The organism is Paraburkholderia oxyphila NBRC 105797, from assembly GCF_000685075.1.
Classification (GTDB): Bacteria; Pseudomonadota; Gammaproteobacteria; order Burkholderiales; family Burkholderiaceae; genus Paraburkholderia; species Paraburkholderia oxyphila.
In genome coordinates this window covers 1-11,775 of the sequence record NZ_BAYD01000181.1, presented here as the reverse complement: position 1 = coordinate 11,775, position 11,775 = coordinate 1, and the positions used below count along the sequence as shown (strand labels likewise).

General features: G+C 65.9%; 8 protein-coding genes and 1 pseudogene. 6 read left to right on the top strand and 3 right to left on the bottom strand.

From position 1 onward, the window contains the following. The first annotated feature begins 64 nt into the window (after window positions 1–64). From BO1_RS46635 to hutG, 4 genes are read left to right on the top strand one after another with little or no spacing between them, the layout of a single operon-like run. A complete protein-coding gene (locus BO1_RS46635; RefSeq protein ID WP_028223444.1) occupies window positions 65–778 on the top strand; it encodes a HutD/Ves family protein in 714 nt (237 codons plus the stop codon). Between the two features lie 48 nt (window positions 779–826). Beyond that, window positions 827–2,053, top strand: a complete 1,227-nt coding sequence (gene hutI / locus BO1_RS46630; RefSeq protein WP_028223443.1) for an imidazolonepropionase — start codon at window positions 827–829, stop codon at window positions 2,051–2,053. Window positions 2,054–2,075: 22 nt separating this feature from the next. Continuing rightward, window positions 2,076–3,476: a formimidoylglutamate deiminase gene (locus tag BO1_RS46625; RefSeq protein WP_028223442.1), complete on the top strand. Its 1,401-nt coding sequence runs from the start codon at window positions 2,076–2,078 to the stop codon at window positions 3,474–3,476. Between the two features lie 50 nt (window positions 3,477–3,526). Then, on the top strand, window positions 3,527–4,336 hold the full coding sequence (gene hutG, locus BO1_RS46620) for an N-formylglutamate deformylase (RefSeq protein ID WP_028223441.1): 810 nt from the start codon (window positions 3,527–3,529) through the stop codon (window positions 4,334–4,336). A gap of 139 nt (window positions 4,337–4,475) precedes the next feature. Here the strand turns inward: hutG and BO1_RS46615 are convergent, their stop codons facing one another. From BO1_RS46615 to BO1_RS46605, 3 genes are all read right to left on the bottom strand, one after another. Next, window positions 4,476–5,861, bottom strand: coding sequence for a purine-cytosine permease family protein (locus BO1_RS46615; protein ID WP_028223440.1), 1,386 nt, complete (start codon window positions 5,859–5,861; stop codon window positions 4,476–4,478). A 208-nt stretch (window positions 5,862–6,069) separates the two neighbouring features. Beyond that, on the bottom strand, window positions 6,070–7,632 hold the full coding sequence (locus BO1_RS46610) for a phospholipase D family protein (RefSeq protein WP_028223439.1): 1,563 nt from the start codon (window positions 7,630–7,632) through the stop codon (window positions 6,070–6,072). A 167-nt stretch (window positions 7,633–7,799) separates the two neighbouring features. Further along, window positions 7,800–8,660 (bottom strand): LysR family transcriptional regulator, encoded by an 861-nt coding sequence (locus tag BO1_RS46605; RefSeq protein ID WP_028223438.1) that lies wholly within the window; start codon window positions 8,658–8,660, stop codon window positions 7,800–7,802. A gap of 171 nt (window positions 8,661–8,831) precedes the next feature. Here BO1_RS46605 and BO1_RS46600 point away from each other — a divergent pair, with 171 nt between their 5' ends. Beyond that, a complete protein-coding gene (locus BO1_RS46600; RefSeq protein ID WP_028223437.1) occupies window positions 8,832–10,469 on the top strand; it encodes a gamma-glutamyltransferase family protein in 1,638 nt (545 codons plus the stop codon). Window positions 10,470–10,667: 198 nt separating this feature from the next. Continuing rightward, window positions 10,668–11,528, top strand: a pseudogene (locus tag BO1_RS55715) (MFS transporter); the annotation flags it as partial. Window positions 11,529–11,775: the final 247 nt, after the last annotated feature.

Genomic DNA, 11,775 nt, shown 5'->3' with positions numbered 1-11,775 from the left:
CCGGCTACGAGCTCGCGCAGCAGACGGCGCGCGAAGCTGGGCTCAAGCTGCCGATGCTGGGCCGATGAGTCAGGCCCACGAAACGGGTACCGCGCAGCTCACGCTGCTGCGCGGCGCCGATCTCGTGGCGTCGCCGTGGAAGAACGGCGGCGGCGTCACGCGGGAGATCGCGGTCGCCTATGTGCCCAAAGCGGTGCCCAATTCGGCACCCGGCGCGGCGCTGGACGCGTTCGCGTGGCGCGTGAGCGTAGCGGACGTCGCGCAAGCGGGTCCGTTTTCGCGCTTCGAGGGCGTGGCGCGCACGCTGGTGCTGCTCGAAGGCGCCGGCATGGTGCTCGACGAGATGGCGGCCGATGGCGGTGCGCCCTCTGGCGGCGCGCCCTCCGGCGGGGCGCTCGTGCGCACGCATACGCTCACGCGCGCGCTCGATGTCGCGCGCTTCGATGGCGAAGCGCCGATCGACGCGCGCCTCGTCGACGGCCCCACGCGCGACTTCAACCTGATGGTGCGACGCGACGCGGCGCGCGCGTCGTTCGAGGTGTGGCGTGATAATGTGGCGCGCCGCATCGAAGCCGACACGGTGCTGCTCTATTGCGCGCAGGGTGCAGTGAACGTATGCGTGAATGGCGGCGAGCCCACGCGGCTCGCCGCCGGTGATACGCTGCGCGTCGACACCACCGCTGCAGCGGATTCGGGACGCGCCGTTCGAATCGAGACGCAAGGCGAGGGCGCGCTGCTCGCCATCGCGCTGGACATCGTGAACGCGCACGCGGATTGAGAACCTGATTGATAGCGACGCGGCGCTTTGCAGCCCCGCGCAATCTCCATGAACCAGACTGTCTGGCATCACCTGAAACTGTGCGCGCAGGGCGACCCGCGCGACACCATCGAAGACGCCGCAATCGCCGTCGAGAACGGCAAGATCGCGTGGCTTGGCGCGGCGTCGGCCTTGCCGGCGCAATTCGCGCAGTGGCCGCGTGAAGACCTCGGGGGCGCGTGGGTGACCCCGGGTCTCGTGGATTGCCACACGCACCTCGTGTACGGCGGCCAGCGCGCCGACGAGTTCGCGCAGCGCCTCGCGGGCGTGAGCTACGAAGAAATCGCGCGCAACGGCGGCGGCATCGTTTCGACGGTGCGCGCGACGCGTGCCGCGAGCGAAGCCGAACTCTACGCACAATCGGCCGCGCGCCTCGAGCCGCTGCTCGCCGAAGGCGTCACCGCCGTCGAGATCAAGTCGGGCTACGGCCTCGAACTCGCCGCCGAGCGCAAGATGCTGCGCGTCGCGCGCCAGCTCGGCGAGCGCTATCCGGTCACGGTGCGCACGACCTTCCTCGGCGCGCATGCGTTGCCGCCCGAATTCGCGGGCCGCGCCGACGACTATATCGACGAAGTGTGCGAGCGCATGCTGCCCGCCCTGGCTGACGAAGGCCTCGTCGATGCCGTGGACGTCTTCTGCGAACGCATCGGCTTTTCGATCGCGCAGAGCGAGCGCGTGTTCGAAGCGGCCGCGCGCCGCAATCTGCCGGTCAAGATGCACGCCGAGCAATTGTCGAACAGCGGCGGCGCGGCACTGGCCGCGCGCTATGGCGCCTTGTCGTCGGACCATCTGGAGTTTCTCGACGAGGCGGGCGTGGCGGCGATGAAAGCCGCGGGCAGCGTCGCGGTGCTGTTGCCCGGAGCCTACTATTTCATTCGCGAGACGCAGTTGCCGCCGCTCGAATTGCTGCGCCGCTACGAAGTGCCGATCGCGATTTCGACGGACAGCAATCCCGGCACGTCTCCGACGACTTCGCTGCTGCTCATGATGAACATGGCGACCACGCTGTTCCGCATGACCGTGCCCGAAGTGCTGCAAGGCGTGACGCAACACGCGGCGCGTGCGCTCGGCGATGCCGAGCGCCACGGCACGCTCGCCGAAGGACGCCCGGCGGACTTCGCGGTGTGGGACGTGCAGTCGCTCGCGGAGCTCGCTTACTGGATCGGCCGGCCGCTTTGCGCGCGCGTCGTGCGCGGCGGCAAGACCGTCTTCGAGCGTCGTTTGAACACGATTTGAACGCATGAATCAGGCATCGAACATGAATTCCAACTCTCGCGCGCTGTTCGCGGCGCACGCCTGGCTGCCGCAAGGGTGGCGCCGCAACGTGCTGCTCGAATGGGACGCTACGGGCACCCTGCAACGCGTCCAGGCCGATCTTCCCGCCGCGCCCGCAGGGGTTGCGCAGGCGGCAGGCCCGGTCATGCCAGGCATGCCTAATCTTCATTCGCACGCGTTCCAGCGCGCGATGGCCGGCCTGACCGAATACCGCGCTAACCCCACCGACAGCTTCTGGAGCTGGCGCGATCTGATGTATCGCTTCGCCGCGCGCATCACGCCGGACGACCTCGGCGCCATCGCGCGCTGGCTCTACGTGGAGATGCTCAAGGCCGGCTATACGTCGGTCTGCGAATTCCACTACGTGCATCACGCGCACGACGGCCAACGCTATGCCAATCCGGCCGAGCTTGCGCAGCGCGTGGTGGACGCCGCGAGCGAGACCGGCGTCGGCATGACGATGCTGCCGGTGCTTTATCAATACAGCGGTTTCGGCTCGCGCCCGCCGCGCGACGACCAGCGCCGTTTCATCAACACGCCTGAGCAACTGCTCTCGATCATCGAGACGGTGCGCGGCGAGCGGCCCGAGCACGGCGCATTGCGCTACGGCGTGGCGCCGCATTCGCTGCGCGCGGTCTCGCAGGCATCGTTGCGCACGCTGCTCGAAGGGCTCGATGCGTTGTTGCCCGGTGCGCCGGTGCATATCCATATCGCCGAGCAGACCGCCGAGGTCGATGCCTGTGTCGAGACCGAGGGGGCTCGTCCCGTGCAATGGCTGCTCGACCGTTTCGACGTGAACGCGCGCTGGTGTCTCGTGCATGCGACGCACGTCGACGCGCAGGAGACCCAGGCGCTCGCGAAGAGCGGCGCGGTGGCGGGGCTGTGCCTCACCACGGAAGCGAATCTCGGTGACGGCATTTTCCCGGCGCACGATTACCTCGAGGCGCAGGGCGTGTTCGGTGTGGGCTCGGACAGCCATATCGGCGTGGACTGGCGCTCGGAATTGCGCCTGCTCGAATACGGCCAGCGTCTCGTGAGGCGCGAGCGCAACGTGCTGGCCGCGCCGCAGTCGGCAAACGTGGCGGACCGGCTCTATACCGCCGCGCTCGCGGGCGGCGCACGCGCGGCTGGCCGCGCGGTGGGCGCGCTCGAAGTGGGCGCGCGTGCCGACTGGATCGTGCTCGATCCGCAACATCCCGATCTCGCGGAAAAGACGCCGCAAACGTGGCTCTCTTCGGTGGTGTTCTGCGAACACGGCGAAACGCCCGTGCTCGACGTCTACACTGGCGGCGAGAAAGTGGTCGAAGGCCGGCGCCATCGTGCGGAGGAACGCCTCTACGCGGACTATCGCAAGACGCTCGCACGCCTGCTGGCCGACGCGTAAGCGCCGCGAGCACGACAATGTGCGCCGTAATCTATTGAATGGACCGACTCATGACCGATCTCTACACACTCGAGCGGGGCGACGCGCCCCTGCTCATTTCGATTCCGCATCTGGGCACGTCCATTCCCGAGGCGCTGCGCGGGCAATATACGGATGTCGCCCTGAGCCTCGCCGATACCGACTGGCATCTCGACCGCCTCTACGCTTTCGCGAAGGCGCTGGGCGCGACGATTCTGGGCGCGCGCGTGTCGCGCTACGTGATCGACCTGAACCGTCCGCCGAACGACGAAAGTCTCTATCCGGGCCAGACGACCACGTCGCTGTGCCCGACCGAAACGTTTCGTGGCGAGCCGCTCTACCGTGAGGGCTGCGCGCCCGACGCCGCCGAGCGTCAGCGCCGCGTGGCCGCTTACTGGCAGCCGTATCACGACACGCTGCGTGCCGAACTGCAGCGCCTGCGCAGCCAGCACGCGAACGTGCTGCTCTGGGAAGCGCATTCGATCGCGAGCGTGTTGCCGCGTCTGTTCGAAGACAAGCTGCCGGACCTGAATATCGGCACGCAGGAAGGCCGCACCGCGCACGCGTCGGTGCAGGCGCGCGTCGAGCAGGCGGCTGCGGGCAGTGCATATACATGGGTGGCGAACGGGCGCTTCAAGGGCGGCTATATCACGCGCCATTTCGGCGCGCCGGTCGATGGCGTGCACGCCATTCAGCTCGAAATGTGCCAGTCCACCTATATGAACGAGCACGCTCCGTTCGATTACGCGCCCGCGCTCGCGGAGAAGGTCGAGCCGACGCTGAGCGAGATGGTGGGCGGCGCGCTCGATGCCGTGAAGGCGCTGAACGCCGTCGCGGCCTGAAGACGCGAAGTCCACGAGATTGCGCGCGTTGCGCGCAATAAAAATGGCTCTGGATTGTTCATCCAGAGCCATTTTTCATTTCAAGGCATTCAAAGAGATGGTGCGCAGTGCGCCGATCGCGCACTGCGCCGGCGGCGCATCACTCTTGCTCGACCGGCAGAATCAGGCGATCGGGAATGGCCTGCGGAGCGCTGCGCAGGGTGACGTAGTAGACCACGCCCGGCACGACGAGCCCGAGTATCCACGAGATATCGGTGCCGCCCAGCGCGTCCACGAACGGACCCGTATAGAAGCTCGTGGACATGAATGGCAACTGCACGATCACGCCCAGCACGTAGATGGCGATGGCCTTCACGTTCCAGCGGCCATAGCGCCCGTTGGGGTCGGAGAGCGCGGGCACGTCGTAGCGCGATTGCGTGAAGCAGTAGTAATCGACGAGATTGATGGCGCTCCACGGCGTGAAGAATGCCAGCAGGAACAGGATGAACGCCGTGAATTCCTTGAGGAACGAATGGCGCCCGGCAAGCGCGACCAGCGTCGAAAGCCCCACCATGCCGACGATATAGACGAGGCGGTGGCGCGTGGAGATCGCGCGCCGCGCGCGAAACGCGCTGACGACCGTCGCCATCGACATGAAGCTGCCATAGGCGTTGAGCGTGGTGACGGTGAGCTTGCCGAACGCAATGCTGAAATACAGCATGGCCGCGACCGCGCCGCTCGCGCCGAGGCCGACGATATAGGCCACTTCGTGATGCGCGAACGCGTGCCCGGCGAGCGCCGCGGCGAATACGCCGAACACCATCGCGGCCTGTGCGCCGATCACGGAGCCGAGGCCGACGGCCAAAAACGTCTTCGCAGGCGAAGTCGAGCGCGGCAGGTAGCGCGAATAGTCGGCGACGTAAGGGCCAAACGCGATTTGCCACGAGGCGGAAAGCGACATGGAAAGCAGGAAGCTCGCCATCGAGAAGTGGCGGTTGGCGAGCAGGGCGCCAACGTCGTGATGCGCAAAGAGCTGCCCGAACATGTAGACGAACGCGAGCACGCCAATCACGCTCGCAATGCGGCCCACGAAGTGAATCGAGCGGTAGCCGAGGATCGTCAGCACGACGATCAGCGCCGCGAACAGGCAAATCCCGGTCGTATCGGAAACGTTCAGCAACCGGGCGGTCGCCTGGCCCGCGAGCACGGTGCCGCTCGCCGAAAAGCCCACATACATGATGCAGACGAGCACGATGGGAATGGCCGCGCCATAAACGCCGAACTGCACGCGGCTGGAAATCATCTGGGGCAGCCCGAGTTGCGGCCCCTGCGCGCCGTGCAAGGCCATGACCGTGCCGCCCACGAGTTGTCCAATCAACAGCGCAATGAGCGACCAGAACACGTCGCCGCCGAGCACGACGGCCAGCGCCCCGGTGATGATCGCGGTGACCTGCAGATCGGCCGAAAGCCACAGCGTGAACTGGCTGAACAGGCTGCCGTGGCGTTCGGCGTCGGGGATGTAGTCGATGGAACGCGTTTCGAGCAATTTGCGGCCTTCGGGCTCGAGCTTGACGACGGATTCGGGAATGGCCACGGGCGGCTCCGATTTCGATAAGCAGACAGGGCGCCCGCAGGTGCGGACGATGAGATTGTCCGATATTCTTGTATAGACAACTTTGAGGGAATCGGGAATTACCCGGGCGCAGCGCGCTGGGGGCGCGAGTTTCGTTTCGGAAAAAAATGCGCAGTGGCGCTTACAGCAGCCACTCGATGGGGAGGATGGAGAAGAACCAGACCGCGAGGCGCGTGCTCCAGCGCGAGTTCGGTTCCGTGTCGTAGCGGATGACGTTATTGCCGGATTGGCGGATCCAGTAGAGCGAGCCGTCGGGGGCGAGCTTCACCTGATAGGCGAGTTGAGGCACCTGGGTCCAGAACGCCGATTCGATGCGGCTCGCGAGCACCGGGCTTTCGATCACGAGGCCGAGTTCGGTATTCAGGTTGGCGGAACGCGGGTCGAAGTTGAGCGAGCCGACGAAGACGCGCTGCGCGTCCACCGCGAAGGTCTTCGCGTGCAGGCTCGAGCCCGAACTGCCGAACATGCCCGGCGCCTGTTCCTTGCCCGCGGTCGCGCCAGCGGCCCTGCGCAATTCGAAGAGCTCGACGCCGCTTTTCAGGAGCGGCTTGCGTCGGCGCGCGTAGCCGGCGTGCACGGGCAGCACGTCGGTGGCTTCGAGCGAATTCGTGAGCACGCGCACGATCACGCCGCGCGACGCGAGCCGTGTGAAGTACTGCGTGCCCACCTCGCCGGGAACGAAGTAAGGCGAGACGAGGTCGAGCTCGCGCTCGGGCTCGCCGAGGATGTCGCGCAACTGGCTGAGCACGAGCGACTCCGGCGCGGCTTTGCCTTGCGCTTTCGTGGGGTCGTCGCTCACGAGCCGCGTACGGGCCCATTCGAGCGGCAGCGTGCCGTCCAGCAGCCGGTTCACATCGGTCTTCTCGTTAAGCGTTGCGCTATAGGCCGCGGCAGCGGGATTGTCCTGAACCGCGTGCGCCGCGCGGTCGAGCGCGTCGAGCCCCCCGGGCGGCGGCGCAGGCAGGATCTCATGCGCGGGCCATGCCGGCGCGCTCGCCCAGTAGCGGTCGAAGTCTTGCGCGACATCCGTGGCCGCCGGGCCGATCGCGAGCACGTCCAGATCGGCGAAGAGGACGCCATCGGTGGCGCCGAAGTATTCGTCGCCGATATTGCGCCCGCCGAGAATCGTGGCGATGCCGTCGGCGGTCAGCGATTTGTTGTGCATGCGCCGGTTCAGGCGCGAGAAGTCCGTGAGGTAGCCGATGAACTTCGGCTTGCGCACAGCGAACGGATTGAACAGCCGCACCTCGATGTTCGGATGGGCATCGAGCGCCGCGAGCGTGCCGTCGAGCGAATGGGGAACGCCGTTGTCGTCGAGCAGGAGGCGCACGCGCACGCCGCGGTCAGCGGCTTCGCGCAGTTCTTCGAGCAGGAGCGTGCCAGTGAGGTCGTTGCGCCAGATGTAGTACTGCACGTCGAGCGTGCGCTGTGCGGTGCGCACGAGATCCACGCGTGAGGCGAAAGCTTCGAGCGGATTCGTGAGCGGATCGATGCCGGTCAGGTCCGGATGCGTCGCCAGCGCGCCTTCGATGGCCACGCCCAGCGCGGTGCCGCGCGCCTGCATGGCGGTGAGGGCGACCGAATGCGTGCGCTCGCGGGGCGGCGGGAGCTGGCATGCCGCGAGCGCCATGGCGCACAGCAGGACCAGCGCCCAGCTGACGGGTCCGTGGCCAGGCTTCGTCATCCGGGAGCGAGGCGAACTTTGCATGGAGCGTGTGGGCGGAGGATGGCGCTAGCTTAAGCGATTGTCGGAAACCGTTCCATGAGTGCCTATGCACGATGTCGGTGCTCTTTCAGGGTGCCTATCAGCTTTCATCCGTTGCAAATCAATTCGGATCGCTAATGATAAAGTCAACGCAGCATTTCCGCGAGCGTAGTGAACAGCAACGTCCGCTTGTTCGACTTGCGATGAATCATGCCCACCGTGCGCATGAACGGTGGATTGCAAAGGGGAATCAGCCGCAGGTTTGCATCGTCGTGCCAGTTGCCGTTGTGGAGGACCGGCAGCACGCTCACTCCCACGTCGTTGCGCACAAGCGAGACGATCGTTTCGATGGAGTTCAGCTCCAGATATTCCTGCGGCTTGATGCCGAGCGTGCGCAACGCTTCGTCGATCACCACGCCCGTCGGCACGCGGCGGTCGAAGCGCAGGAAGCCGCGTTCGCGCAAGATGCGGCGCGCGTCGCCGCCTGCCGTGGCGCGGCTTGCCACCAGCATGAGCGGCTCTTCATAGAGCGGCGTCCACGCGAGCGACTCGTGCAGGGTGCCGTCCGCATTGCCGACTACCACGGCGAGATCGACTTCGCCTGCTTCGACCATGTGTGCGAGCTCCGCGGAGCGCGCGGAGGTGAGCCGCACTTCGAGCTCGGGATGCCCGGTCTTCAGGTGCGCCACAGCGAGCGAGAGCGCGCCGATCACGGAGACCACGGCGCCAACGATGACCGAACCGCGGATCGTATCCTCGGCGCGGGCCGGCAGCTCGTCGATCAGCTCGAGAATGCGCTCGACCTTCGCGCAGAGGTCCCGGCCCTCGCGCGTCAGCGCCACCTGGCGCGCGCGGCGGTCGAAGATCTGCCGGCCCAGTGCCTCCTCGAGCCCGCGCATCTGCAGGCTCACGGCGGCCTGCGTGAGCGCGGTCTTTTCCGCCGCGAGGGAGAACGAGCCGCTACGAGCCACGGCTTGCAAGGTACGCAGCATGCGCAGGGAAAGCATGGAAGAAAAATTTAAGTATCGAAAACAAAATATTAATATTTTTTCGCTTGAGCCTTCAAGATAATCGTCGTATTGACTGGTGTACCCGTTTTGCGCGGGCGCGTGGCTTGCCGCGCGGCCCGCATGGGCTGCGTTATTCCGACCATTTCCACCATTCCAACCGACATCGCCATGACACGCTTCGACTGGCAGAACCCTTATTCGACGCCGCGCCTGCCGGTGTTCGCCCGCAACATCGTTTCGACCTCGCATCCGCTCGCGGCGCAGGCGGGCCTGCGCATGCTCTGGAAGGGCGGCAATGCTGTGGACGCCGCGATCGCGGCGGCGGCGGCCATCACCGTGGTCGAGCCCGTGTCATGCGGGCTAGGCGGCGACGCGTTCGCGCTCGTCTGGGACGGCACGCAGCTGCACGGCCTCAATGCCTCGGGCACGGCGCCCGACGCCTGGAACCCCGATTACTTCCGGCGCAAATACGGCGAGGAAAACGGCCTCGCGAAGCAGCCGAAACGCGGCTGGGATACCGTCACGGTGCCCGGCGTGATTGCCGGCTGGGAAGCGCTGCACGCGAAGTTCGGCTCGCTGCCGTTCGCGGATCTGATGGCGCCCGCGATCGAAATTGCCGAGCGCGGCTACGCCCTTGCTTCGATCGTCGCGCGCAAATGGCAGGCCGCCATTCCCGAGTTGCGCGACCAGCCCGGCTTTGCAGACACGTTCATGCCGCGCGGCCGGGCGCCCGAAGTGAGCGAGCGCGTGTGCCTGCCGGGCCACGCGGCCACGCTGCGGCGGCTCGCCGAGCTTGGTCCGCGTGCCTACTACGAAGGTGAAATCGCCGAGCGCATCGCTGCGTTCGCGCGCGAAGGCGGCGCGGCGCTGACGCTCGACGACTTGCGCAACTATCGCGCGCAATGGGTCGAGCCGATTTCGAAGGCGTACCGCGGCTATCGGGTGCACGAGATTCCGCCCAACGGGCAGGGCATTGCCGCGCTCATCGCATTGGGCATACTCGAGCAATTCGACGTCGCTTCGTTGCCGCGCGATGGCATCGAATCGCAGCATCTGCAGATCGAGGCGATGAAGCTCGCCTTCGCCGATGTCTATCGCTATGTGTCCGATCCGGGCTCGATGGAAGTGACGCCCGAACAGATGCTCGACGACGCGTATCTCAAGTCGCGCGCGAAACTCATCGACCCGAAGCGCGCCACGCATTTCGACTTCGGCATGCCGAGGTCGGGTGGCACGATCTATCTGTCCGCCGCCGACGAACGCGGCATGATGGTCAGCTTCATTCAGTCGAACTACATGGGCTTCGGCTCGGGCGTGGTGGTGCCGGGGCTGGGGATTGCGCTGCAGAATCGCGGCTGCGGGTTCTCGATGGACCCGGCCTCGCCCAATGTCGTCGCAGGCGGCAAGCGTCCGTTCCACACGATCATTCCCGCCTTCCTCACGCAGCAGGTGGACGGACGCGAAGAGGCGGTCATGAGCTTCGGCGTGATGGGCGGCGACATGCAGCCGCAAGGCCATCTGCAGACGGTCGTGCGCATGCTCGACTACGGCCAGCAGCCGCAGGCGGCGTGCGACGCGCCGCGCTGGAAGGTGAACCGCGATTTCACGGTCGATATCGAATCGACGTTCGATCCGCAGGTCGCGCAGGCCCTGGAGGCGCGGGGCCACGAGATCAAGGGCTTCGACGATCCGTACATGGACTTCGGCTCCGGCCAGTTCATCTGGAAGCTCGATCGCAACGATCCCGAGCGCGGCTACGTGGCGGCAAGCGATACGCGGCGCGACGGTCTCGCGGCAGGGTTCTGAGCACAGGGTGCGCCGGGCCGGCTGCGTGCGCAGCGCGGCCGGCCTGTGCTGGAACGCCAGCGGCCGATCCAGTCGAATCGCTGAGTAGAGCAAAACAATAGGGCAGGGAGACGAGGCATGAGAAGCGGTTCGCAGTCCGTAGCGGATGTCGTGGAGGTGGAGGAGGCTGGGGACGCGAAGCTGCCGCTCACGCGCGCGATGGTGCGTCGAATCGTGTTCTCCTCGTCCATCGGCAATGCGCTCGAATGGTTCGATTTTCTCGTCTATGGCTATTTCGCGCCCGTGATCGCGAAGCAGTTCTTTCCCGTGCACGACGAGTGGCTTTCGACCCTGCTCGCGATCGGCACGTTCGGCATCTCGTTTCTGATGCGCCCGCTCGGCGCCATCGTGCTAGGCGTGTATGGCGACAGGAAAGGGCGCAAGGCCGCACTGACGCTCGCCATCGCGCTCATGATGGCGGGCACGCTCGCGATGGCCGTGATGCCGCCGTATGCCACGATCGGTCTTGCGGCGCCGTTGCTCGTCCTGCTCGCGCGTCTCGTGCAGGGCTTTGCGGTGGGTGGCGAATTCGGCAGCGCGACGGCGTTCATGGTCGAGCACAGCAGCACGAGGCGCGGCTATTACGCTAGCTGGCAATTCGCCAGCCAGGGCGCCGCGGCGATTCTCGCGGCGGCTTTCGGCTCGCTGCTTGCGCTCTGGCTGCCGCCGGCGGAACTCGCCTCGTGGGGCTGGCGCGTGCCGTTTTTCTTCGGACTCGTGCTTGGGCCGGTTGGCTATTACATTCGCTCGCATCTCGACGAAACGCCAGAGTTTCTCGCGAACCGCGAGGCGATGGCCGCGCAGCGGCCGGTCGCCGGGACGAGCGAACCGGCCGGCCGCCGCTGGCTCGATTTGCTGCTCGCAGTGGGTATCGTCGCGCAATCGACGGTAGGCGTGTATATCCTCCAGCTCTATATGCCGCTATACGCGGTGAAGCAACTGCACATGGCCGCGGCGACTTCGTTCGGCGTGGTCGTGCTCAACGGCGGCCTGCAATTCGCGCTTTCGCCGGTGTGGGGGGTGAAACCTATACTAATGTATAAAAAACAAAGGGATGTATAGGGTATCTTACTAGTGTCCCGAGTTAGAAATTCATTGAATAATATTGATAGCATCCTATAGTTGTGTCCAGCGTGTCACCTCATGCGAGGAGGCGATGATGAGCGGACGCCCCAAGAGGGAACTCGTGCTCAGCGGATCGGAACGCGATCAACTGAAGGCACTCACGATGCGGCGCAAGACGGCCCAAGCGTTGGCGTTAAGAGCG